At 60.4% G+C, this 25,111-nt stretch carries 18 protein-coding genes and 4 tRNA genes; 18 read left to right on the plus strand and 4 right to left on the minus strand.

The genetic code is table 11. The annotated features are described in order from the left end of the window. Positions 1-212 precede the first annotated feature (212 nt). Positions 213-1,409, minus strand: coding sequence for an amino acid aminotransferase (locus tag AB4N73_RS04410; protein ID WP_016773918.1), 1,197 nt, complete (start codon positions 1,407-1,409; stop codon positions 213-215). A 337-nt stretch (positions 1,410-1,746) separates the two neighbouring features. On the opposite strand from AB4N73_RS04410, the gene uvrB reads away from it, so the two are divergent. From uvrB to AB4N73_RS04475, 13 genes are all read left to right on the plus strand, one after another. Then, the gene (gene uvrB / locus AB4N73_RS04415; protein ID WP_071171644.1) at positions 1,747-3,762 is read left to right on the plus strand and encodes an excinuclease ABC subunit UvrB; all 2,016 of its coding nucleotides are present in this window, start codon (positions 1,747-1,749) and stop codon (positions 3,760-3,762) included. Between the two features lie 164 nt (positions 3,763-3,926). Next, the gene (gene gltX, locus AB4N73_RS04420; RefSeq protein WP_071171803.1) at positions 3,927-5,408 is read left to right on the plus strand and encodes a glutamate--tRNA ligase; all 1,482 of its coding nucleotides are present in this window, start codon (positions 3,927-3,929) and stop codon (positions 5,406-5,408) included. Positions 5,409-5,596: 188 nt separating this feature from the next. Then, positions 5,597-5,672 (plus strand) — tRNA-Ala (locus tag AB4N73_RS04425). A gap of 79 nt (positions 5,673-5,751) precedes the next feature. Then, positions 5,752-5,827 (plus strand) — tRNA-Glu (locus AB4N73_RS04430). A 53-nt stretch (positions 5,828-5,880) separates the two neighbouring features. Further along, positions 5,881-5,956: transfer RNA gene (locus AB4N73_RS04435), tRNA-Ala, on the plus strand. An 80-nt stretch (positions 5,957-6,036) separates the two neighbouring features. Further along, positions 6,037-6,112 (plus strand) — tRNA-Glu (locus AB4N73_RS04440). A gap of 182 nt (positions 6,113-6,294) precedes the next feature. Continuing rightward, positions 6,295-6,834 carry a TetR/AcrR family transcriptional regulator gene (locus AB4N73_RS04445; RefSeq protein ID WP_041478525.1) on the plus strand — a complete coding sequence of 180 codons (540 nt, stop codon included), beginning with the start codon at positions 6,295-6,297 and terminating at the stop codon, positions 6,832-6,834. A 30-nt stretch (positions 6,835-6,864) separates the two neighbouring features. Further along, complete coding sequence (locus tag AB4N73_RS04450; protein WP_016773922.1) at positions 6,865-7,698, plus strand: alpha/beta fold hydrolase; 834 nt, start codon at positions 6,865-6,867, stop codon at positions 7,696-7,698. Between the two features lie 46 nt (positions 7,699-7,744). Further along, entirely contained in the window at positions 7,745-8,188 is a 444-nt protein-coding gene (locus AB4N73_RS04455) for an acyl-CoA thioesterase (RefSeq protein WP_460142971.1), read from the plus strand. A gap of 175 nt (positions 8,189-8,363) precedes the next feature. Continuing rightward, complete coding sequence (locus tag AB4N73_RS04460) at positions 8,364-9,323, plus strand: tRNA dihydrouridine synthase (RefSeq protein ID WP_460142972.1); 960 nt, start codon at positions 8,364-8,366, stop codon at positions 9,321-9,323. Positions 9,324-9,442: 119 nt separating this feature from the next. Continuing rightward, a complete protein-coding gene (locus tag AB4N73_RS04465; protein WP_016773925.1) occupies positions 9,443-9,889 on the plus strand; it encodes an Hsp20 family protein in 447 nt (148 codons plus the stop codon). Between the two features lie 193 nt (positions 9,890-10,082). Beyond that, positions 10,083-10,778, plus strand: a complete 696-nt coding sequence (locus AB4N73_RS04470) for a DUF1266 domain-containing protein (protein ID WP_056784370.1) — start codon at positions 10,083-10,085, stop codon at positions 10,776-10,778. Next, the gene (locus AB4N73_RS04475; RefSeq protein ID WP_460142973.1) at positions 10,775-13,447 is read left to right on the plus strand and encodes a DUF805 domain-containing protein; all 2,673 of its coding nucleotides are present in this window, start codon (positions 10,775-10,777) and stop codon (positions 13,445-13,447) included. The genes AB4N73_RS04470 and AB4N73_RS04475 overlap by 4 nt, the downstream gene beginning before the upstream one ends. Here the strand turns inward: AB4N73_RS04475 and AB4N73_RS04480 are convergent. The 3 genes from AB4N73_RS04480 to AB4N73_RS04490 form a co-directional block, all read right to left on the minus strand. After that, a complete protein-coding gene (locus AB4N73_RS04480) occupies positions 13,444-15,135 on the minus strand; it encodes an Hsp70 family protein (RefSeq protein ID WP_460142974.1) in 1,692 nt (563 codons plus the stop codon). The genes AB4N73_RS04475 and AB4N73_RS04480 overlap by 4 nt on opposite strands. Before the next feature lie 94 nt (positions 15,136-15,229). Next, positions 15,230-18,508, minus strand: coding sequence for a PAS domain S-box protein (locus tag AB4N73_RS04485; protein ID WP_024012383.1), 3,279 nt, complete (start codon positions 18,506-18,508; stop codon positions 15,230-15,232). Between the two features lie 63 nt (positions 18,509-18,571). Beyond that, entirely contained in the window at positions 18,572-19,462 is an 891-nt protein-coding gene (locus AB4N73_RS04490; RefSeq protein WP_024012384.1) for a LysR family transcriptional regulator, read from the minus strand. A gap of 139 nt (positions 19,463-19,601) precedes the next feature. On the opposite strand from AB4N73_RS04490, the gene leuC reads away from it, so the two are divergent. The 5 genes from leuC to asd all read left to right on the plus strand — a co-directional run bounded on the left by leuC (position 19,602) and on the right by asd (position 24,895). Then, positions 19,602-21,032 (plus strand): 3-isopropylmalate dehydratase large subunit, encoded by a 1,431-nt coding sequence (leuC, locus tag AB4N73_RS04495; RefSeq protein ID WP_041478531.1) that lies wholly within the window; start codon positions 19,602-19,604, stop codon positions 21,030-21,032. 2 nt (positions 21,033-21,034) lie between these two features. Beyond that, the gene (gene leuD, locus AB4N73_RS04500; RefSeq protein WP_460142975.1) at positions 21,035-21,679 is read left to right on the plus strand and encodes a 3-isopropylmalate dehydratase small subunit; all 645 of its coding nucleotides are present in this window, start codon (positions 21,035-21,037) and stop codon (positions 21,677-21,679) included. Positions 21,680-21,811: 132 nt separating this feature from the next. Then, entirely contained in the window at positions 21,812-22,579 is a 768-nt protein-coding gene (locus AB4N73_RS04505; RefSeq protein ID WP_056784380.1) for a class I SAM-dependent methyltransferase, read from the plus strand. Between the two features lie 55 nt (positions 22,580-22,634). Beyond that, positions 22,635-23,717 carry a 3-isopropylmalate dehydrogenase gene (gene leuB / locus AB4N73_RS04510; RefSeq protein ID WP_016773933.1) on the plus strand — a complete coding sequence of 361 codons (1,083 nt, stop codon included), beginning with the start codon at positions 22,635-22,637 and terminating at the stop codon, positions 23,715-23,717. A 65-nt stretch (positions 23,718-23,782) separates the two neighbouring features. Further along, positions 23,783-24,895 carry an aspartate-semialdehyde dehydrogenase gene (gene asd, locus AB4N73_RS04515; protein ID WP_016773934.1) on the plus strand — a complete coding sequence of 371 codons (1,113 nt, stop codon included), beginning with the start codon at positions 23,783-23,785 and terminating at the stop codon, positions 24,893-24,895. The last annotated feature ends 216 nt before the right edge of the window (positions 24,896-25,111 follow it).

Genomic DNA, 25,111 nt, shown 5'->3' on the forward strand with positions numbered 1-25,111 from the left:
AAGGTTCCGGGTTCGGCTCATGTCCTGTGGGAGCGAGCCTGCTCGCGAAAGCGTCTTGTCAGATGACATAACATCAACTGGTCGACCGCATTCGCGAGCAGGCTCGCTCCCACAGATTTGAATTGTGTGCAGTCTAGAGGTTGCACGGCGGTTCCAGGGACAAATAAAAACGGGAAGCCCAAAGGCTTCCCGTTCTTCATCGCGCGGCGAAATCAGATGACCTGAACGATCGCGTCCGTCACAGCCTTGATGTTGCTCTGGTTCAGCGCAGCCACGCAGATGCGGCCGGTGTCCAGGGCGTAGATCCCGAACTCGTTGCGCAGGCGATGCACTTGTTCAGTGGTCAGGCCGGAGTAGGAGAACATGCCGCGCTGACGACCAACGAAGCTGAAATCGCGGCCCGGGGCTTTTTCCGCCAGCAGGGCAACCATCTGCTCGCGCATGCCGCGAATGCGCAGGCGCATCTCGGCCAGCTCGGCTTCCCACTGTGCGCGCAGTTCCGGGCTGTTCAGCACCGCAGCAACAATGCTGGCGCCGTGGGTCGGCGGGTTGGAGTAGTTGGTGCGGATCACGCGCTTGACCTGCGACAGCACGCGCGCGCTTTCTTCTTTCGATTCGCTGATGATCGACAGTGCGCCAACGCGTTCGCCGTACAGCGAGAACGATTTGGAGAACGAGCTCGAGACGAAGAAGGTCAGACCGGATTCAGCGAACAGGCGCACAGCGGCGGCGTCTTCATCGATGCCGTCGCCGAAACCCTGGTAAGCCATGTCGAGGAACGGCACGTGACCTTTGGCCTTGACCACTTCCAGTACCTTGTTCCAGTCCGCCGGGGTCAGGTCGACGCCGGTCGGGTTGTGGCAGCAAGCATGCAGGACAACGATCGAGCCGTTCGGCAGGGCGTTGAGGTCGTCGAGCATGCCGGCACGGTTCACGTCGTGGGTGGCAGCGTCGTAGTAACGATAGTTCTGCACCGGGAAACCGGCGGTTTCGAACAGCGCGCGGTGGTTTTCCCAGCTCGGGTCGCTGATCGCCACGACAGCGTTTGGCAGCAGTTGCTTGAGGAAGTCGGCACCGATTTTCAGTGCGCCGGTCCCGCCGACGGCCTGAGTGGTGATGACGCGACCGGCGCTGATCAGCGGCGAGTCGTTGCCGAACAGCAGTTTCTGCACGGCCTGGTCGTAGGCAGCGATGCCATCGATCGGCAGGTAACCGCGCGAAGCGTGTTGCGCGACGCGAATCGTCTCGGCTTCGATCACCGCGCGCAGCAGTGGAATTCGCCCCTCTTCGTTGCAGTACACGCCTACGCCCAGGTTGACCTTGGTGGTCCGGGTATCGGCGTTGAATGCTTCGTTGAGGCCCAGGATTGGATCGCGGGGTGCCATTTCGACAGCGGAGAACAGGCTCATTATTACGGCGGCTCTGAATGGAGAGTGGAGGGACGTGTAGCGCTCCAGCCGAATGCACTAGAGCGGTGCACAAACGGGGAGCTAGTATAGAGGCCATCACCGCGCAATGGCGACAGGCGAATCGGCTTTTGGGGTAAGTTTTTCCGATTATTTCTGGACCGTTAGTCGATTGACTTTGTCAGACTCTTTACCGGATGTAGGACGTTTGCCTTGAAAGGTCAGGCAATCGCCACCACATTCAGCACAATCCAGGTTTTTTCTTGCGCGACATCGGTCGTTTGCGGTCGTCCTCGTGGTGCTCCGTCTGACGCGGAGCGCCGCGAATCCAGAGGTGTGTATGTCGGAATTCCAGCTAGTCACCCGCTTCGAGCCTGCCGGCGATCAGCCGGAAGCCATTCGCCAGTTGGTTGAGGGCATTGACGCCGGGCTGGCGCACCAGACATTGCTCGGTGTGACCGGCTCGGGCAAGACCTTCAGCATCGCCAACGTCATCTCCCAGGTACAGCGTCCGACGCTGGTTCTGGCGCCGAACAAGACCCTGGCCGCGCAGTTGTACGGTGAGTTCAAGGCGTTCTTCCCGAACAACGCCGTTGAATACTTCGTTTCCTATTACGACTACTACCAGCCCGAAGCCTATGTGCCGTCGTCCGACACCTTCATCGAGAAGGACGCGTCGATCAACGACCACATCGAGCAGATGCGACTGTCCGCGACGAAAGCGTTGCTGGAGCGCAAGGACGCGATCATCGTCACCACGGTGTCGTGCATCTATGGTCTGGGCAGCCCGGAAACCTATCTGAAAATGGTCTTGCACGTGGATCGCGGCGACAAGCTCGATCAGCGCGCGCTGTTGCGGCGCCTGGCTGACCTGCAATACACCCGCAACGACATGGATTTTGCCCGGGCGACGTTCCGCGTGCGCGGTGATGTGATCGATATCTTCCCGGCGGAATCCGATCTGGAAGCGATCCGCATTGAGCTTTTCGACGACGAGGTCGAGAGCATTTCCGCGTTTGATCCGCTGACCGGCGAAGTCATCCGCAAGATGCCGCGCTTCACTTTCTATCCGAAGAGCCACTACGTGACGCCTCGGGAAACCCTGCTCGACGCCATCGAAGGCATCAAGGTCGAATTGCAGGAGCGCCTCGAATACTTGCGCAGTAACAACAAACTGGTGGAGGCCCAGCGCCTGGAGCAGCGCACCCGTTTCGACCTCGAGATGATCCTCGAACTGGGTTACTGCAACGGCATCGAAAACTACTCGCGCTACCTTTCCGGGCGTCCATCCGGCGCGGCGCCACCCACGCTTTACGACTATCTGCCTGCCGACGCCTTGCTGGTGATCGACGAATCCCACGTCAGCGTGCCGCAGGTCGGCGCGATGTATAAGGGCGACCGTTCGCGCAAGGAAACCCTCGTTGAGTACGGCTTCCGCCTGCCTTCGGCGCTGGACAACCGGCCAATGCGTTTCGACGAGTGGGAAGGGGTCAGCCCGCAGACCATTTTCGTTTCGGCGACCCCCGGCAACTATGAAGCCGAGCACGCCGGGCGCGTGGTCGAACAAGTGGTGCGGCCGACCGGCCTGGTCGACCCGCAGGTTGAAGTGCGGCCGGCACTGACTCAGGTCGATGACTTGCTCTCGGAAATCACCAAGCGCGTGGCGATCGAAGAACGTGTGCTGGTCACCACGCTGACCAAGCGCATGGCCGAAGACCTGACCGATTACCTCGCCGACCACGGCGTGCGCGTGCGGTACCTGCACTCGGACATCGATACCGTCGAGCGCGTCGAGATCATCCGCGATTTGCGCCTCGGCGTGTTCGATGTGCTGGTCGGGATCAACCTGCTGCGTGAAGGCCTCGACATGCCGGAAGTGTCGCTGGTGGCGATTCTCGATGCCGACAAGGAAGGCTTCTTGCGTTCCGAGCGCTCACTGATCCAGACCATCGGCCGCGCGGCGCGTAACCTCAATGGCCGGGCGATTCTCTACGCCGATCGCATGACCGGTTCGATGGAGCGGGCGATTGGCGAGACCGAGCGCCGTCGCGAGAAGCAGATCGCTTTCAACCTTGAGAACGGCATCACCCCGAAAGGTGTGATCAAGGACGTCGCCGACATCATGGAAGGCGCCACCGTACCGGGTTCGCGCAGCAAGAAGCGCAAAGGCATGGCCAAGGCCGCCGAAGAGAACGCCAAGTACGAAGCCGAGCTGCGCTCGCCAAGCGAAATCACCAAACGCATCCGCGCGCTGGAAGAGAAGATGTACCAACTGGCGCGGGATCTGGAGTTTGAAGCGGCGGCGCAGATGCGCGACGAGATTTCCAAACTGCGCGAACGATTGCTTACGGTATAAGGGATCGTTCCCTGTGGGAGCGAGCCTGCTCGCGAATGGGGGCGACTCGGTATAAGCGAGTCCCGGTCTCCGGCTTAAATACCCTGCCCGCTGGAGCGGGGCGGGTGTCGCCTGTTACCATTCGCCGCTTGATTGTTCTGCTCTTCATTTTTTCGAGACAAGCCATGACCACCGTCCGCACTCGCATCGCGCCATCGCCTACCGGGGACCCCCACGTAGGTACCGCTTACATCGCATTGTTCAACTACTGCTTTGCCAAGCAGCACGGCGGTGAGTTCATCCTGCGCATTGAAGACACCGATCAGTTGCGTTCGACCCGCGAGTCCGAACAGCAGATCTTCGACGCCCTGCGCTGGCTCGGTATCGACTGGAGCGAAGGTCCGGATGTCGGCGGCCCGCACGGCCCGTATCGGCAGAGCGAGCGCGGCGACATCTACCAGAAGTACTGCCAGCAACTGGTCGACATGGGCCATGCGTTCCCGTGCTTCTGCACCGCTGAAGAACTCGATCAGATGCGCGCCGAGCAAATGGCTCGTGGCGAAACTCCGCGCTACGACGGCCGCGCGCTGCTGCTGTCGAAGGAAGAAGTCGCGGCGCGCCTGGCCGCTGGCGAACCGCACGTGATTCGCATGAAGGTGCCGAGCGAAGGCGTCTGCGTGGTGCCGGACATGCTGCGTGGCGACGTCGAGATCCCGTGGGATCGCATGGACATGCAAGTGCTGATGAAGACCGACGGCCTGCCGACTTACTTCCTCGCCAACGTCGTCGACGATCACCTGATGGGCATCACCCACGTGCTGCGTGGCGAAGAATGGCTGCCATCGGCACCGAAACTGATTTTGCTGTACGAATACTTCGGCTGGGAACAACCGGAGCTGTGCTACATGCCGCTGCTGCGTAACCCGGACAAGAGCAAGCTGTCCAAGCGCAAGAACCCGACCTCGGTGACGTTCTACGAGCGCATGGGCTTCATGCCGGAAGCGATGCTCAACTACCTCGGGCGCATGGGCTGGTCGATGCCGGACGAGCGCGAGAAGTTCTCGCTGCAGGAAATGGTCGACAACTTCGACCTCAAGCGCGTTTCCCTCGGCGGGCCGATCTTCGATATCGAGAAGCTGTCGTGGCTCAATGGCCAGTGGCTGCGCGATCTGCCGGTGGAAGAGTTTGCCGCCCGCGTGCAGAAGTGGGCGTTCAATTCCGACTATATGATGAAAATCGCGCCGCACGTTCAGGGCCGTGTTGAAACGTTCAGTCAGGTCGCACCGCTGGCGGGGTTCTTCTTTGCCGGCGGCGTGAATCCGGATGCCAAGCTGTTTGAGTCGAAAAAGCTCTCCGGCGATCAGGTTCGCCAGTTGATGCAATTGATCCTGTGGAAACTGGAAAGCCTGCGGCAGTGGGAGAAGGACAGCATCACCGCGACGATCCAGGCGGTGGTCGAGTCCCTCGAGCTGAAACTGCGCGATGCGATGCCGTTGATGTTTGCTGCGATCACCGGGCAGGCCAGTTCGGTGTCGGTGCTCGATGCGATGGAAATCCTCGGCCCGGACCTGACCCGTTTCCGTCTGCGCCAGGCGATTGACCTGCTGGGCGGCGTGTCGAAGAAAGAAAACAAGGAATGGGAAAAGCTCTTGGGCGCCATCGCCTGATTGCTTTTGCTTCTCTGCAGGACTGCCGAAGGCTGCGATCTTTTGATCCTGCCTTCGGCGTTTCTCCCGAATTTACGGGGGAGGGCGGTAAGTGATTGTTATCCCGGCAAAAAATTTTGAAATTTTTCAAAAATAAGTTTGACAGGCTTTCGATACGCCCTTAAGATTCGCCCCGTCCTCAGCGATGAGGGGCTATAGCTCAGCTGGGAGAGCGCTTGCATGGCATGCAAGAGGTCGACGGTTCGATCCCGTCTAGCTCCACCAATTTACACTTCGAGGTCTGGCCACACCGGCCTTGAAGCGATCAACACTCAGCGTTGATCAGTTGTATAGAAGGGTTTGCGTCCCCTTCGTCTAGTGGCCTAGGACACCGCCCTTTCACGGCGGTAACAGGGGTTCGAGTCCCCTAGGGGACGCCAGTTTTACAGAAGTGATGTTGCAAGAGATCACTCCGCCGCGAGGCGAAAAATCCGGGGCTATAGCTCAGCTGGGAGAGCGCCTGCATGGCATGCAGGAGGTCAGCGGTTCGATCCCGCTTAGCTCCACCAATTTTACAGTTCAAGGTCTGGCCACACCGGCCTTGAATCGATCAGCTCTCAGCACTGATCAGTTGTATAGAAGGGTTTGTGTCCCCTTCGTCTAGTGGCCTAGGACACCGCCCTTTCACGGCGGTAACAGGGGTTCGAGTCCCCTAGGGGACGCCACGATTACCCGCTCTGCGGGATTTTATAAGGGTCATTCAATTATTGAATGGCCCTTTTGTTTGTCTGGCGTTTGGCCAACTCTCCTTTTTCCTTACACTGTGCTTCAGACCAGCGGTCATATTCATGACTTGCGGAATATTATTATGCGAATAATATTCTAGTCGTAATATTCGGAGGCAACGATGAACGATAAAAAAGCTCAAACCCGCGAACGCATCCTCAAGGCTGCCAGCGCCGCATTGATTCAACGCGGCCCGGCAGACCCGAGCGTGGGTGAAGTGATGGGCGCCGCCGGGCTGACTGTCGGCGGCTTCTATGCGCACTTCGAAAGCAAGGACGCGATGATGCTCGAGGCGTTCAAACAGCTGCTGGGCCGCCGTCGCGACCTGATTGCCGACATGGACGCCGATCTGACCGGCGAAGAGCGTCGCGCTTTGGTGGCTGCGTTCTACCTGTCACGCAAACACCGGGATTCCAGCGAGGCTGCATGCCCGATCCCGGCCTCGATTGGGGAGCTGGGGCGTTTGCCGGAGTCGTTCCGCATTGCGCTGAACGAGCATTTGGAATTGATGGTCGCGCAACTGGCGGCCAGCCCTGAAGACACCGACAAGGCTTTGGCCGATGTCGCGTTGATGGTCGGTGGTCTGGCCTTGGCCAGAGCGCTGGGTCCGGGAGATTTATCCGATCGATTGCTGCGCGCTGCCAAGTCGGCGGTGCGTTGACCTGAAGGCAACAAGCCTGAGGAGAGTGCGATGAACGCGTTGAAGTGGGTTCGTGGCGTTAACGGTACCTTGGGCTGGTTTGCACCGAAACTGGTGGCAAGCAAAATGCGTCTGGCGTTCATGACGCCCCGCGCGCTACCGCTGCGCGATTGGGAGCTGCCGCTGTTGGCCAGCTCCGAACGCATCACATTGCGCTTCGGTCTGTCGGCGCTGCGTTGGGGCCAAGGTCCTACAGTGTTGCTGATGCATGGTTGGGAAGGGCGGCCAACGCAATTCGCTTCGCTGATAAACGCTTTGGTTGATGCTGGCTATACCGTCGTCGCGCTCGATGGCCCGGCCCACGGTCGCTCCCCTGGGCGAGAAGCCAATGTAGTGCTGTTCGCCCGCGCCATGCTTGAAGCCGCTGCCGAATTGCCGCCGCTGCAAGCGGTTATCGGCCATTCCATGGGCGGCGCCAGCGCGATGCTCGCCGTGCAATTGGGGCTGCGCACCGAAACCCTGGTCAGCATCGCCGCACCGTCGCGCATCCTCGGCGTGCTGCGCGGTTTCGCGCGCATGGTCGGCATGCCGCCGCGCGCGCGTTCGGCGTTCATTCGTCAGGTCGAGCAGGACGTCGGCATGCGCGCCGCGACGCTGGACGTGGCCCACTATCAACTGGATATGCCCGGCCTGATCGTGCATGCCGAGGACGACAATTTTGTCTCGGTCAAAGAATCGCAATTGATTCACGAAGCCTGGTTCGACAGCCGCCTGCTGCGCCTCGAAAGCGGCGGCCATCAACGCGTGCTGGCCGACCCTCGAGTGATTGATGGCGTGTTATCACTGCTCGCCGGTCGCAGTCTTCAGGCGCGCCAATCGGCCTGAGCTCCGTTACACTGCCCCGGTTGAATACTTTGACCGGGAGTGGGGCATGGGCTGGGATCGGGCAACGCCGTTTACCATTGATCTGCAAGTAGGCGCCGAAGACATCGACGGGCTCGGGCACGCCAACAACGCCGTTTACGTGACCTGGCTCGAGCGCTGCGCCTGGCGCCATTCACAGCGCCTCGGCCTGGATCTGGTCGAATACCGGCGGCTGGATCGGGCGATGGCGGTTGTCCGCCACGAAATCGATTACCTGGCCGCCGCCTATGAAGGTGATGAGCTGCAACTGGCGACCTGGATCGTCGACTGGGATCAGCGCTTGAAAATGACCCGGCATTTCCAGCTCAAACGCCCCAGCGACAACGCCACGCTGTTGCGCGCACAGACCACGTTTGTCTGCATCGAACTGTCGACCGGCAAGCCCAAGCGTATGCCGGCTGAATTTATCGACGGCTATGGCCCGGCGATCCAGATTGCAGAAGCCATGTGAATCTCACCCTGTGGGAGCGAGCCTGCTCGCGAAAGCATCGCGTGAGTTACGCATGCGTCAACTGACAGACCGCCTTCGCGAGCAGGCTCACTCCCACAGAGATATGTGTAGTTCTGCGGATTTGTGCGATATCCAGTAAACTGCCGCACGTTTTTTCTTCAAGTAGTGTTTCCCCATGCAAATTGCTCTGGCGCCCATGGAAGGGTTGGTCGACGACATCCTGCGCGACGTGTTGACCCGCGTTGGCGGCATCGATTGGTGCGTGACCGAGTTCATTCGGGTCAACGACCAGTTGCTCACGCCGGCCTATTTCCACAAGTTCGGCCCCGAGCTGCTCAACGGCGCTCGCACCGCGTCCGGCGTGCCGCTGCGCGTGCAATTGCTCGGTTCCGATCCGGTGTGCCTGGCGGAAAACGCGGCGTTGGCCTGCGAGCTTGGCTCGGAAGTGATCGACCTCAACTTCGGCTGCCCGGCCAAGACCGTCAACAAATCCCGTGGCGGCGCTGTGCTGCTGAAGGAGCCGGAGCTGCTCAACCAGATCGTCGAGCATGTCCGTCGCGCCGTACCGGCGCATATACCGGTTACCGCGAAAATGCGCCTGGGTTTCGACAGCCCGGACGGCTCGCTGGTCTGCGCCACGGCACTGGCCGAAGGCGGGGCAGAGCACATCGTCGTACATGCGCGGACGAAAATGGACGGCTACAAACCGCCGGCGCATTGGGAGTGGATCCCGCGTGTGCAGGATGTGGTCAAGGTCCCGGTCTTCGCCAACGGAGACATCTGGAGCGTCGAAGACTGGCGCCGTTGCCGCGAAATCAGCGGCGTCGAAGACATCATGCTCGGTCGGGGGCTGGTCTCCCGCCCGGATCTCGCTCGGCAGATCGCTGCCGCTCGCGCTGGTGAAGAGGTCGTCGAGATGACCTGGGCCGAGCTGACGCCGCTGATTCAGGACTTCTGGCTGCAGGCCAAGGCGCAGATGACCGCGCGCCAATCGCCCGGTCGCCTCAAGCAATGGCTGGCCATGCTGACGCGCAACTACCCGGAAGCCGCCGAGCTTTTCACCGTTCTGCGCCGTGAAACCGAGCCGGATCAGGTCTCGCGCTTGCTCGGATTGCCGCTCGTCGAAGCCGCATAAAAAATCTCAAAATATTCTCTTGAAATCAAAACAGCGGTCCCTATCTAAGGGTTACGCGATGCCGAATTCGGGTCGCGGAGACACAAAACCTTGCTGATTGTTTTCAGGAGATTTGAATCATGAGTACTGCATTTTCTCTCGCGCCACTGTTCCGTTCCTCGGTAGGTTTCGACCGTTTCAACGACCTGTTCGAAACCGCCCTGCGCAACGAGCCAGGCAGCAGCTATCCACCCTACAACGTCGAAAAACACGGTGATGATCAATACCGTATCGTCGTCGCGGCCGCCGGTTTCCAGGAAGAAGACCTGGACCTGCAGGTCGAGAAGGGTGTGCTGACCATCAGTGGCGGCAAGCGTGACACTGACGAAAGCGTCACGTTCTTGCATCAAGGCATCGCCCAGCGAGCCTTCAAGCTGTCGTTCCGTCTGGCCGATCACATCGAGATCAAGGACGCTGCGCTGCGCAACGGCCTGCTGAGCATCGACCTGCTCCGTGTGATCCCGGAAGAAGCGAAAGCCAAGCGCATCCCGATCAATGGAGCGCAGCAGCCGGCGTTGCAGCATTGATTCATGTGCTGACACACAATCGCCCGAATCGGCGATAAGCCGCTGAACGAAAGGCCCCGATACGTCGGGGCCTTTTTTGTGCGCGCAAAGAAAGCCGACGCAACGTTTGCTGCTGGCTTTGTGGCTCTTTACAATCCGCGCCATCAAGGCCAGCCCCCCCCCTTAATTCCCGCTGGCCCCGGAGCCTTTGTTCATGGACGAAATGGAACAGCGCTGGCTATACGCGCTTTCTGCGCCTTTGGTCGCCCTCAATCCCGACGCCGATTACACCGCACCCACCTATTGCTTTGACCTCAAACATGTCGATGTCGAAGGTGGTTGGGGCATCACTACGCGCGAACAGCTGTTGGACATGCTGCGTACTGCCGATGACGGCCACGCTACGCAGTTGAACGAAGCCTATCGGCAGTGGCAGAGGTGTCTGCCGTCCGAATGGCAGGCCTTGCTCGCAACACTCGACACTCGCCAGCGAGCTTTCTACGAATTCGCCAGTCGCACATTTGGCGAGTGCGGTTCAGGTGGCATCCGTGCCTGGGACCTTGGTCGCATGGGTTTTCTGCTGCGTTCTGCAGTGCTGCACGGCTGGATTGATCTCACCGAAAGCCTTTGGCTGCATGGTCGCATGGCGGCACGCGCGCGCTACTACTACGACAGTTGGACGAGCTACCTTAACGGCTTTGTCTTCGGCAAAGCCTTCTGGCATTGCCTGGGCAACAAGGATGAAGAGCTGGAGCACGAATATGACCGGCAAGGCGATTACATAGGCACCACCGTGGTCATCAGAAAGCTTGATCGTGATGCGCGCGCGCTGTTCGCACAATTGCCTTGGGACATGCCCTTGTATCCACCCGAGCGGCCTGATTCGCTAGGGGAGTTCGACTGGTCATGAGCTGCTGGATTCGCTTGGGTATCGAGCCCACCAAAGACAACGACGTCATTCGCGGCGCCTATCGCGCACGCTTGCCGCAGCACCATCCGGAAACCGATCCGGAAGGTTTTCAGGCGCTGCGTGAGGCTTATGAGCTGGCATTACGCTTTGCCCGCGAGGAAGCCGGGGAGCCGGATCAACCGGTTGCCGATGAGATCAGTCCTGCCGATCAGACGATGGCCGACTTTGAAGCATTGCTGCTTGATCCAGCGCGTCGCTTCCAACCGGTGGCCTGGCAGGCATTCAACCTTGAGCTGGACCGCCTGCCGCTGGAGGTGCTGGACGAAGTTTGCTGGCCATTGCTGCGCGAATTGCTCGACGCCGGCCCGATTTCCCATGTCTGCGCCCGTTTGTTGGCCCAGCGCCTGGGCTGGGCGAGCCGCATGCTGGATCTGGATTTCGACAACGCACGGCATGTCGACGAGTTTTTGCAGCGGATCAGCGCGGCGGATCCGTTCGACACCTCGTTGATGAGCCATTGGCCCGCTGTCGCGCAGTTGGAAACTCTCTGGTATGTGCGAACCCTGAATCACCTGCACCGAGAGGCGTCGCTCGACGACTACCGTCATTTCGCCGGCCTGCACACTTGCATCCCCCTGCCTGCTGATGACGGGTTATTGCAACGCCTGGCCATACAGTTCAGTCAGGCTGATATCGCCAACAAAGACTTTCTCGACATTATCAGCGAGCAGCATCGGCTTGCGCCTGAAGATGTCGACTGGCTGTATCTGTTGGCCTGTCAGCGCAGTGCGCTGGGAATGGAAGAGTTGGCACTGCAGGCATGGGTGCGGCTCTGGCGCGAACATCAGCATCCGAAAGCGGCGACGTGGTTACTGGCGTTGTGCGCGCGACATCAGCCTCAGCGCCTGCCGCTGCTGATTCAGGCCTTTGATCGTCTGGAAAACTTCCGCGACTGGTCCGAGGATCTAGGTGATGTCACTCAAGAGTACGGCAGTCCATCACAGCGCCCGGAAACACTCGGGCGTTGGTTCAGGGCCAAGCAGCTCGAGTTGCAGGACATTGCCGGTGCATTTGTCGAATGGCGTGTCAGTGGTGACGAGTTGCCGTTGTTGGCGGCGCTGATCATTGACAGTGATGACCGTCCGTTGCAAACGCTCTACCAGCATGCCTGGGCTTTGCACCGTGGTGATGTGCCATTGCTGCGACGCATCATGCAGGCATCCGAGCCGGGGGATGTGCTCGATCAACTGGTGCTGGAAGGCTTGCAGTATCAGGCCGGGCAGCAGATCTGCTGGTTGACCCGAGCGCCGATTCCTCAGGCCCTGGAAGCGTTTCTGGCCAGCGACTCGGCATCGATACTGCCGTCGGCGCTGGAAAAGGGCGAACCGCTTGAGCTCAGTCTGCTGTGGATGCGCCGTTTGCGTGCTTACGACGCCCGATCGCTGGCGCGGCTTGCCGAAGCGTTCAGTCTCGACAAGCGTGACGAACGGCTTGCGGGGCTCAAGTTGCAAGCGCAACTGGCCGCGCAAGGCATGCTGCTTCCGGCGGTCGATAGCTACTCTGATGTCTGGGAATGGCATCGTCAGGCGATTTACCTGCTGGCCACCCTCGACGATCCGACGCGTTGGCTGGGCGCGCAATCGGGACACTGCGTCGACGCCATGAGCATTGCGCGTGAACACCCCTTGGCCCGTTTGCAGCCGCTGCTCTGTCGCCTGAGTCGCGAGCAGGGCAGCGCCAGTGGCCTGCTCGGCTGGCTGCAAGCGGCGGATCCGGTGCACTCGCTGCTCGCGCGCAAGTTGTTCAGTGTGCATGAGGCGCTCGATAGCACTCGGCTGTTGGGTAATGACCGTTTGTTCGAGTGCATGCGCAGCGACATCGTCAGCTTCAACGAAGATTTGCTCGGGCGCATGCTCTTGGGTGGAGTCCTTTACCACGATCCGTTGCTCACTGCGCAACAGCGTAAATACCTGCTGGAAAGTATCACCGAGGTGGTCAATCCACAGGACTGGTTCGACGGCTTCCGTCACAGTCTGATCAAGGGTGAGCCTGTTCACCCGCCCCGTGAGGCTCTCGCGGAGGAGGGTGTCAGCGACGCCTTTTACCTGGCGCTGGATGTGCTGAAGGATCTGGTGCGTTTTGGCAATCTGGGCTTGCCAAGGCAGAAGGTTCTGTTACGCATGCAGCGGGCCAAGGATGACTCGGAAAATGGACTCGGTTTGCGCTTCGCATTCAGTGCATTGCTGTCGTGGTCTGAGCGTTTGCTGTTAGCCAAGGCAACGACCCGTCCAACCCCCGCAGCTGCGTTCTGGAGCCTGGGTACCCGGCTGGGGCGCGGGGCGTTTATCTGGCAGGTCATTGGCGCGTTGCTGGTGACGCCCGTGGCGGCGCTGCTCAGCGGTACGCCCGTATCCGGCATCGTCGTGTTGCTACTGGGCCTGGCGTTTCTGCTCGGTGCGGTCCTGCGCCGTTTGCATGACATGGGGCGGGGCATTCCGATGTTGCTGATTTTGGTAATGCTGTCGCCGGTATTGCCGTTTCTGCCGCTGATACTGTTCGGTTTTCCCGGAGAGAAGCTGCCCAATCGTTATGGCGTGCCACCGGACAGTGGCGGTGAAGATACCTTGTCCGGTGGTTTGCAGGCGACCTTACGGCGACTTATCGGCTAGAGGCGTAACTCATCCAGAACCTTGTTGAGTTGTGAGCGGTGGCTGGCGATTTCTTCCGATCGCTGGTCGCCCAGCACCGTGGTGAAACTGTCCAGCCAGTCGGCAATCCGCTGGCGTTCTTCGCCCAGACTTTGCGTCCACGCCCGTTCCAGTCGAGCCAGCAGGGTTCGATTGGGCAGAGTGTCGCGGGGGTGAATTTTCAGCGTACTCAAGCGTTCATGACTGGTTTGCCGCGATTGCGCATCGAGTCCGGTCGGGCTGCGGTCAATGCTGTGGCTGTGGCGTTCGCCCGTCCTTGGCAGGGTGACGTCAACTTCGAGCAAACCGTTGATGTCATAACTGAACCGCACATCCAGCGCCTGGATATCATCGCTCGGCGTCAGCGTGACATCGAAAGCATCGATAAAAATGTTGTCGCGTACCCACGGACGTTCGCCCTGATAGACCGCAATACGGATGACTTCCTGTCGTGGAGATGTCGTGTGGTAACGCTCCACCCTTGAGGTCGGGATGATGGTGTTGCGCTCGATGATCGGCGAGAACGCGCCACTGACGCCTTCGCCACGATTGGTCGAAATCCCCAGCGTATACGGACAGACATCCGTCAGAATCAATTCCTCGACCGCACCGTCCCGCGCCTTGCATGCCGCCTGCGTCGCTGCGCCCAGCGCCACGATGGTGTCCGGATCAAGATGCCGATAAGGCAGGCGTCCAAACAACGTGGCGACCATTTGCTGTACCGCCGGCATGCGCGTGGCGCCACCGACCAGCACCAGGCTGTCGAGGTCGCGCGGTTTCAGTCGGGCATCGCGCAGAGCCTGTTCGATTGGCGCGCGCAAGCGGGCCAGCAACGGCTCCCAGATTTTCACCGCAGCGGCTTCATCCAGTTCCCATTCGAATGTCTGCTCGGCATACCGCCAGCTCAAGTGCTGCGCGCCTTCGCCGAGTTTGCATTTCAGCTGTTCGAGGGCATCACCGAGGCTGGCCATGGCTTGTGCATCGATCGTTGAGGGGGCGAGTTGCCAGTGTTTCAGGCAGGCCTGCAACAGGGCGGCGGTGAAGTCTTCGCCGCCGAGAAAGTTGTCGCCAGTGGAGGCATGCACTTCAATCAGCGGCAATGCGTATTCGAGCACGGTGACGTCGAATGTGCCGCCGCCGAGATCGAAAATCAGCGTGCGTTCGAACTTCTGTTCGTGCAGGCCGTACGCCATGGCGGCCGCGGTCGGTTCATTGATCAGGCGCGTCACGGACAGCCCGGCCAGTTCGGCGGCGAACAAGGTGCGCTTGCGCTGCTCGTCACTGAAATATGCCGGTACCGAAATGACCGCTTCTGTGACCGCTTGGCCGAGAAAGGCCTCCGCGTCCTGCTTGAGTGAGCCAAGTACCAGCGCCGACAACTCTTCCGGGCTGAACTGGCGAGAGCCGAGCTGGATTTGCCTGTCGCTGCCCATGAAACGCTTGAACGCGGCGGCAGTGCGTTCCGGGTGCGTGGTCAGGCGGGCGCGGGCGGCTTTGCCGACCAGAATCGTGTCGTCTTCATCAAGGCTGACCACCGACGGTGTCAGCACATCGCCGAGGGCGTTGCGGATCAGTTCGGCGCGGCCTTCACGCCAGACGGCGATCAGGCTGTTGGTGGTGCCAAGGTCGATGCCCAGCAGGGCCGGGCGGGGAAGGGATGCATCCTGCATGGTTGATCTCGAAGCGGCGCAAAAAACGCGACCCTACAGGCTGACGCAAACCGTGGCAATTGTTGCTCTGTTGCCAGTCTGTGCGACCGCCGATTCAGGGCAGCAGTTTTTTCAGATCCTCCAACCCCACCGGTCGGCTGTGCAGATAGCCCTGATACAAATGGCATTCCAGCCCCTGCAAAAACGCCAGCTGTGCTGGCGTCTCCACTCCTTCGGCAATCACTTCCAATTCCAAGCTGCGCGCCATCGCGACAATCGCGCGAATGATCTCGGCAACATTGGAGTCAGTGGTCGCATCGCGGATGAACGACTGGTCGATCTTCAGGGTGTCTACCGGCAGACGCTTCAAATAAGTCAGCGACGAATAACCGGTGCCGAAATCGTCCATGGCGAAGCTCACGCCGAGCTTTTTCAGACGACGCATTTTGCTGATGGTGTCTTCCAGATTCTGAATGACGATGCCTTCGGTGATTTCCAGTTTCAGCAGAGAGCAGGGCAGGCCGTGGCTGGTCATGCTGTGTTCGATGCGTTCGACGAAATCGTTCTGGCGGAACTGCCGGGGACTGATGTTCACGCACAGGCTGAAGTTGAGCGGGTCGACCAGTTTCAGTGCGATCAGTTGTTTGAAGGCGTTGCAGGCTTCATCGAGGATCCACGTGCCGACTTCGAGAATCAGGCCGCTGTCTTCCAGTACCTTGATGAACTCGGTGGGCGATTGCGCGCCGAGTTCGGGATGATTCCAGCGCACCAGGGCTTCGGCGCCAATGATGCGGTTGTCGCGGGCATCGACCTGTGGCTGAAAGTGCACGTTGAACTCGCCGCGCGACAGCGCCAGGCGCAGGTCGGTCTCCATGCGCAGGCGTTCGCTGGCCGCTTTCTGCATGGTGTTGTGATACATCTGCGTGGTGTTGCGCCCGGAATCCTTGGCCCGGTACAGGGCGATGTCGGCGCGTTTGAGCAGGTCGGTCGGGGTCGAGCCGTGATCGGGGATCAGCGCGACGCCAATGCTCGGCGTCACTTGCAGGCGCTGGCCATCGAGGAACATCGGCTCCGAGAGCAGTTCGCGAATGGTGTCAGCCAGCGCGCGCACTTGCTCGCTGACTTCACTGCGCGATCCTTCGAGGCCGCTGAGCAACACCACAAACTCATCGCCACCGAGGCGCGCCACGGTGTCTTCCATGCGCACACTGGCTTCGAGCCGCGCGGTGATGATTTTCAGCACGGTGTCGCCGACCGGGTGGCCGAGGGAATCGTTGATGTGCTTGAAGTGGTCGAGGTCGAGAAACAGCAAGGCGCCGCGCAGATTGTGGCGCTTGAGCAGGGCGATCTGCTGACTCAGGCGATCCATCAGCAGGGCGCGGTTGGGCAGGTTGGTCAGCGGGTCGTGATAGGCCAGGTGACGAATCTGCGCTTCGGCGTTCTTCAACAGGCTGACATCGCGCGCGGTCAGCAGCAGGCACGCGGTTTCATTGAGGGTGATCGGCTCGACCGAGACTTCCACCGTGAGCAATTCGCCGCGTTTGTTGCGCCCGAGCATTTCCTGATGATGCACGCGGCCCTTGATCTGTAACTCGGCGAGTAAGGTCGAGCGCTGTTTCTCTTCGGCCCAGATCCCCACCTGATAAACGGTTTTGCCCACTACTTCGTCGGCGCGGTAACCGGTGAGGCGACAGAAACCGTCGTTGACCTCCAGATAACGCCCGGTGTCGCGTTCGGTGATGGTGATCGCGTCTGGACTTGAGTGAAACGCCTTGGCGAACTTTTCTTCGCTAGCCTTCAGCGCTGCTTCCGAGCGTTGTTGCTGAGTAATGTCGCGCAGGGTGGTGACGATGCACGGCTGATCGCCGACGCTGATCTGCCGGCTGGAAATCACGCAGGTCAGCGACTGGCCGTCCTTGTGCTGGACGAGAATGGCCACGTTGCTCAGGCCTTGTTCGCGAATCACCCGTTCGATGCGTTGCAGGCTTTTCGCCGAGGCGTCCCACAGGCCGATTTCCTCGGCGGTGTGGCCAATCACATCGGCGGCACTCCAGCCAAAAGTCTGGCTGAAGCTCGAATTGATCTCGATGAACTCCCCGGTTTCCTGGCGCGTCACGCAGATCGGATCGGGGCTGACCTGAAACAGCGTGGCGAATTTCTCTTCCGAGGCTACCAGCCGCTGCTCGCGCTCGACCTGATCGGTGATGTCCAGCAACGTGCCGGCCATGCGCAGCGGCGCGCCGTTGTCGTCGCGATAGAGTCGCGCGCGGCTTTCCAGATAGCGCGAGCTGCCGTCGGGCAATTGCACGCGATAGGTCAGTTGATAATTGCCGGCGGGGCCTTCGCGCAGGCTGCGGTAGGCGTCGCGCATGCTGTCGCGTTCCTCGCCCGGCACGCCTTCGAAAAACTCCTCGAATGATTCATGGAATGGAATCGGCTCCAGCCCGTGCAATTGCGCAGCGCGCGCCGAGCCGTAAAGCATGCCGCTGGGGATGTGCCAGTCCCAGGTGCCGAGTTGCGCCGAGTCCAGCGCCAGGTCGAGGCGTTCCTGGCTGTCCTTCAAGGCCAGTTCGGCGGCTTTGCGTTCGGTGGTGTCGAGGAACGTGCTGAGCAGATAGGGCTGGCCTTCGAGCTCGACCTTCTGCGCGCTGAGGATGCCGTCGTGCACCTGGCCATTGCTGGCGCGAAACTGCACTTCCATGCTGATCAGCTCGCCCTTGGCTTTGGTTTTCTTCACCAGTTCGGCGCGTTGCTCGGGGTGCACCCACAAGCCCAGTTCCAGGGTGGTGCGGCCGATCGCGCTTTGCACCGGCCAGCCGAACAGGCTTTCGAAATACTGGTTGGCCTCGCTGATCAGACCGTCATCCTGACGGGTCAGCAGAACCATGTTCGGGCACAGGTGGAAAAGTGTCGCGAAACGTTTCTCCGAGCTGCTCAGGGCCTGCTCGCGCTGGCGTTGGTGGGTGATTTCGCGAATCACCCCGATCATTCGGGGCCGGCCGTTCTTGTCTGGCAGCAGGCTGCCGCTGATCTCCAGCCAGTGCAGGCTGCCGTCGGGCCAGCGAATGCGGTGATGCATCGCCTGCTCCAGAGGGGCGCCGGCGATCACCGCGTGGAAAGCACGCACGGTTTTCGCACGGTCTTCCGGCGGCAACAGGTCGAGGTATTCCAAATCGGCGGGTAATGGCTGCCGTGGATCGAAACCGAACAATGCTTGAGTGCCCCGCGACCAGCTGATTTGCCCGCGCTCGATGTCCCAATACCAGGCACCGAGCCGCGCGCCGTTGAGCGCGGCGAGCAATTGCGGCGCGCTTTCCCAGCTCTGCTCGGAATGGCGCGGATCGACAGCCTGGATTCGCGGCATTGGCGGAGTTCGGTCAACAGATTTCGGCATTGTCAGCGGGCCTTGAGCTGAGTGGCGTTAGGCACAGGAGCGGCTCTATAGGAGTAGCACAAGTCAGGCCGGGATCCCTGGCCGATCGATTTGTGCATCCAGCAGGGCCATGAAGGCGCGTGCTGCATTCGATAGCGTCCGTTCGGTGTGCAAGATATAGCCTAGCTGGCGAGTGAGCTGTATGCCCGGCAATGCGATGCTTGCCACTTGTTCGTCGAGCATCGTGCGCGGCAGCACGCTCCAGGCCAGGCCAATGGAGACCATCATCTTTATGGTTTCCAGATAGTTGGTGCTCATGGCGATGTTCGGCGTCAGGCCCTGAGCTTCGAACAAACGCTGGACGATGTGGTGGGTAAACGTGTTGCCGCCGGGGAAAACCGCCGGATGGCCGGCGATGTCCGCCAGACTGACGGCACCGTTGTTGATCAGCGAATGCTCCGGGGCGACGACGAAATCCAGCGGGTCGTCCCACACCGGCGTGGCTTTGACCAGGGTGTGCGGCTCTGGCGCGAGGGTGATGACCGCCAGTTCTGCGCGGCCGTGGAGAATTTCCTCGTAGGCCACTTCCGAATCAAGGAACTGAATATCCAGCGCAACCTGTGGGTAGCGGCGGGTGAACTCCCTTAATAGAGGCGGCAAGCGATGCAGACCGATGTGGTGACTGGTGGCCAGGGTCAGGCGGCCACTGACCTCGCCGGTCAGGTTGGTCAGGGCGCGGCGGGTGTCGTCGAGCACATTGAGAATCTGATAAGCCCTTGGCAGCAGGGCGCGACCCGCCTCGGTCAGACCGACTTCGCGACCCAGTCGATCAAACAGGCGTACCTTCAATTGCTGCTCAAGCCCGGCGATGCGCTTGCTGATCGCCGGTTGGGTCAGATGAAGGCGTTCGCCGGCGCCGGAGAAGCTGCCGGTCTCGGCGATGGCAATAAAAGCATTCAGGTTAGCCAGATCCATGTCGCATTCCAGTTGGTTATCCAAAGCATAAAAAATATGAATTTGAGTTATTTAATCTAACCCCATAGGATCGGCCTCACAAGCCAAAGGGTTATTGATAAGCCCAGGGCATAGAAACAAGCTGATGAGGAACCGTCTGATGGCCGGCAAAACGCTCTACGACAAGCTCTGGGATTCGCATTTGGTCAAGCAGCGCGACGATGGCTCGGCGCTGATCTACATCGATCGTCACATCATCCACGAAGTGACTTCGCCGCAAGCTTTCGAAGGCTTGCGTCTGGCCGGGCGCAAGCCTTGGCGCATCGATGCCAACATTGCGACCCCGGACCACAACGTACCGACCACTCCGGAGCGCAAGGGCGGCATCGAAGCCATTGCCGACCAGGTTTCGCGTTTGCAGGTGCAGACCCTCGACGACAACTGCGATGAATACGGCATCGTCGAATTCAAGATGAACGACGTCCGTCAGGGCATCGTTCACGTGATCAGCCCGGAGCAGGGCGCGACCTTGCCGGGCATGACCGTGGTCTGCGGTGACTCGCACACTTCGACCCACGGCGCATTCGGGGCATTGGCCCACGGTATCGGTACATCTGAGGTCGAGCACGTGCTCGCCACCCAGTGCCTGGTCGCAAAAAAAATGAAAAACATGCTGGTGCGCGTCGAAGGCCAATTGCCGTTCGGCGTGACCGCCAAGGACATTGTCCTTGCGGTGATCGGCAAGATCGGCACCGCCGGCGGTAACGGCCATGCCATCGAGTTTGCCGGCAGCGCGATCCGCGATCTGTCCGTCGAAGGCCGCATGACCATCTGCAACATGTCCATCGAAGCCGGCGCCCGCGTGGGCCTGGTGGCGGCAGATCAGAAGACCATCGACTACGTCAAAGGTCGTCCATTCGCGCCGAAGGGCGAGCAGTGGGACATGGCCGTCGAAGCCTGGAAAGATCTGGTCTCCGACGCCGATGCCAAATTCGACACCGTGGTCGAGCTCGACGCCGCGCAAATCAAGCCGCAAGTCAGCTGGGGCACTTCGCCTGAAATGGTCTTGGCCGTGGATCAGAATGTGCCGGATCCGGCCAAGGAAATGGATCTGGTCAAGCGTGACTCGATCGTTCGCGCCTTGAAATACATGGGTCTGACCGCCAATCAGGCGATCACCGACATTCAGCTTGATCGCGTATTCATCGGTTCCTGCACCAACTCGCGCATCGAAGACTTGCGCGCCGCTGCGGTCATCGCCAAGGGCCGCAAGGTCGCCTCGACCATCAAGCAGGCAATCGTCGTGCCGGGCTCGGGTCTGGTCAAAGCGCAGGCTGAAGCCGAAGGGCTGGACAAGATTTTCCTCGAGGCCGGTTTCGAATGGCGCGAGCCGGGTTGCTCGATGTGCCTGGCGATGAACCCGGACCGTTTGGAGTCCGGCGAGCATTGCGCCTCGACTTCCAACCGTAACTTCGAAGGCCGTCAGGGCGCCGGTGGCCGTACCCACTTGGTCAGCCCGGCCATGGCGGCAGCAGCAGCGGTGAACGGCCGTTTCATCGACGTTCGTGAATTGATCCAAGGAGCACAGTAAAGATGAAGGCATTTACTCAGCACACTGGTCTTGTCGCGCCTTTGGATCGTGCCAACGTCGACACCGATCAGATCATTCCCAAGCAGTTCTTGAAGTCGATCAAGCGCACCGGTTTTGGTCCGAACCTGTTCGACGAGTGGCGTTATCTGGATGTCGGCCAGCCGTACCAGGACAACTCCAAGCGCCCGCTGAACAAGGATTTCGTCCTCAACGCCGAGCGTTATCAGGGTGCCAGCGTATTGCTCGCCCGCGAGAACTTCGGCTGCGGCTCGAGCCGTGAACACGCGCCGTGGGCGCTGGAAGAGTACGGTTTCCGCAGCATCATCGCGCCGAGTTACGCCGACATCTTCTTCAACAACAGTTTCAAGAACGGCCTGCTGCCGATCATTCTCAGCGATACAGAAGTTGATGAACTGTTTAAGCAGGTTGAAGCCGAGCCGGGTTATCAATTGCAGATCGACTTGCAAGCGCAGACCGTGACCCGCCCGGATGGCAAGGTGTACAGCTTCGAGATCGATGCGTTCCGCAAGCACTGCCTGCTCAACGGTCTGGACGATATCGGCCTGACCTTGCAGGACGGCGATGCGATCGCGACGTTCGAGGCCAAGCATCGAGTTAGCCAGCCGTGGTTGTTTCGCGACGCGTGATTCGAGATTGATGTAGTCAGGGCTGGCCCCTTCGCGAGCAGGCTCGCTCCCACCTTGGAATGCATTCCCCTGTGGGAGCGAGCCTGCTCGCGAAGACGGCAGCGCAAACAACATAGATACCAGGATGTGCCCATGACCAGTACCGCCCAACACACTCAGGTCGTACAAAAGCAATTCGGTGAACAGGCCGCCGCCTACCTGAGCAGCGCGGTTCACGCTCAAGGCACCGAATTCGCATTGCTACAGGCTGAGCTGGCCGGGCAGGGCGAGGCTCGTTTGCTGGACTTGGGTTGCGGCGCAGGCCATGTCAGTTTCCACGTCGCTCCATTGGTCAAGGAAGTGGTGGCTTACGACCTGTCGCAGCAAATGCTTGATGTGGTTGCCGGCGCTGCCGTTGATCGCGGCTTGAACAACATCATTACCGTCAACGGCGCTGCCGAGCGCTTGCCGTTCGTTGATGGCGAGTTCGATTTTGTGTTTAGCCGGTACTCGGCGCATCACTGGAGCGACCTCGGTCTCGCCTTGCGCGAAGTGCGCCGGGTGCTGAAGCCGGGCGGGGTGGCGGCTTTCGTTGACGTGTTGTCACCGGGCAGTGCGTTGTTCGACACTTACCTGCAAAGCGTCGAAGTGCTGCGCGACACCAGCCATGTCCGCGACTACTCCGCCGCCGAGTGGCTGCGCCAGGTCAGCGAGGCTGGTCTGCATGTGCGCAGTACCACCCGGCAGCGCCTGCGTCTGGAGTACAGCAGCTGGGTCGAGCGCATGCGCACACCTGACGTGATGCGCGCGGCGATCCGCCAGTTGCAGCAGTCGATGGGCAACGAAGTGCGTGAGTATTTTGAGATAGATGCCGACGGCTCGTTCAGTACCGATGTGATCGTACTGATGGCCGAGCGATAGGAATTTTTCCCGGCGCGCCGTTCACTGGCGCACCGCTTGAAGACACGAGGAAAGCATGAGCAAGCAGATTCTGATTCTCCCGGGTGACGGTATTGGTCCGGAAATCATGGCCGAAGCGGTCAAGGTGCTGGAATTGGCCAATGACAAGTACAGCCTGGGCTTCGAGCTGAGCCACGACGTGATCGGCGGCGCGGCCATCGACAAGCATGGCGTGCCGCTGGCCGACGAAACCCTTGATCGCGCCCGCGCTGCCGACGCCGTGCTTCTGGGCGCGGTCGGTGGCCCGAAATGGGACACCATCGAGCGTGACATCCGCCCTGAGCGCGGTCTGCTGAAAATCCGCGCGCAACTGGGCCTGTTCGGCAACCTGCGCCCGGCGATCCTCTATCCGCAACTGGCCGACGCGTCGAGCCTGAAACCGGAAATCGTTGCCGGTCTGGACATCCTCATTGTCCGTGAGCTGACCGGCGGCATTTACTTCGGCGCGCCGCGTGGCACCCGTACGCTGGACAACGGCGAGCGTCAGTCCTACGACACGCTGCCGTACAGCGAAAGCGAAATCCGCCGCATCGCCCGTGTCGGTTTCGACATGGCCATGGTTCGTGGCAAGAAGCTCTGCTCGGTGGACAAGGCCAACGTCCTGGCATCCAGCCAGTTGTGGCGCGAAGTGGTCGAGCAAGTGGCCAAGGATTACCCGGAAGTCGAACTGAGCCACATGTACGTCGACAACGCCGCCATGCAGTTGGTGCGCGCACCCAAGCAGTTCGACGTGATCGTCACCGACAACATGTTCGGCGACATCCTCTCCGACGAAGCGTCGATGCTCACCGGCTCGATCGGCATGCTGCCGTCGGCCTCGCTGGATTCCAACAACAAGGGCATGTACGAGCCGTGCCATGGTTCGGCGCCGGACATTGCTGGCAAAGGCATTGCCAACCCGCTGGCGACGATCCTGTCGGTATCGATGATGCTGCGTTACAGCTTCAATCTGCACGACGCTGCCGATGCCATCGAAAAAGCCGTCAGTGTCGTGCTCGATCAGGGCTTGCGCACTGGCGACATCCACTCGGCCGGTTGTACCAAAGTCGGTACGCAGGAAATGGGCGACGCAGTAGTCGCCGCGCTGCGGAATCTGTAATCTCTCGGGCCCGCTGCGAAATTCAATACAAAGCAGCGGCCCACTTTCAAGAAGGTGTAGTTGCGATGAAACGTGTAGGTCTGATCGGTTGGCGCGGGATGGTCGGTTCCGTGCTCATGCAGCGGATGCTGGAAGAGCAGGATTTCGATCTTATCGAGCCGGTGTTTTTCACCACGTCCAATGTCGGTGGCCAAGGCCCGTCCGTGGGCAAGGACATTGCTCCGCTCAAGGACGCTTACAGCATTGACGAGCTGAAGACCCTCGACGTGATCCTGACCTGCCAGGGCGGCGACTACACCAGCGAAGTATTTCCCAAGCTGCGCGAAGCCGGCTGGCAGGGTTACTGGATCGACGCGGCGTCGAGCCTGCGTATGAACGATGACGCGGTGATCATTCTCGATCCGGTCAACCGCAAGGTCATCGACCAGCAACTGGACGCGGGCACCAAGAACTACATTGGCGGCAACTGCACCGTCAGCCTGATGCTGATGGGTCTGGGCGGTCTGTTCGAGGCCGGTCTGGTCGAGTGGATGAGCGCCATGACCTATCAGGCGGCCTCCGGTGCCGGCGCGCAGAACATGCGTGAACTGATCAAGCAGATGGGCGCGACCCACGCCGCTGTCGCCGATCAACTGGCCGATCCGGCCAGCGCGATCCTCGACATCGACCGTCGCGTGGCCGAAGCCATGCGCAGCGACGCGTACCCGACCGAAAACTTCGGCGTACCGCTGGCCGGCAGCCTGATCCCGTGGATCGACAAGGAACTGCCGAACGGCCAGAGCCGCGAAGAGTGGAAGGCCCAGGCCGAGACCAACAAGATCCTCGGTCGCTTCAAGAGCCCGATCCCGGTCGACGGCATCTGCGTGCGCATCGGCGCCATGCGCTGCCACAGCCAGGCGCTGACCATCAAGCTGAACAAGGACGTACCGATCGCTGATATCGAAGGGCTGATCAGCCAGCACAACCCTTGGGTCAAGCTGGTACCGAACAACCGCGAGATCAGCATGCAGGAGCTGAGCCCGACCAAGGTCACCGGCACCCTGAATGTACCGGTCGGTCGTCTGCGCAAGCTGAACATGGGTTCGCAATTCGTCGGCGCCTTCACCGTCGGCGACCAGCTGCTGTGGGGTGCGGCCGAACCGCTGCGCCGCATGCTGCGAATCCTGCTCGAGCGTTGATCGCTTGAAGCCATGAAGAAGCCCGTGCCTTGAAAGAGGTGCGGGTTTTTTTATGCCAAGGATTTCTCCGGTGTCTGTACTGCCGTTTTCGCGAGCAGGCTCGCTCCCACATTGAAATGCGGTCCCTGTGGGAGCGAGCCTGCTCGCGAAAGGGCCGGCACAGCCGCCGCAAATCCCGCAGAAATTGCCTGCGCGCCACCCACCCGGTAAAGTGCC

The sequence above is a fragment of the Pseudomonas sp. S3_B08 genome, assembly GCF_054667725.1.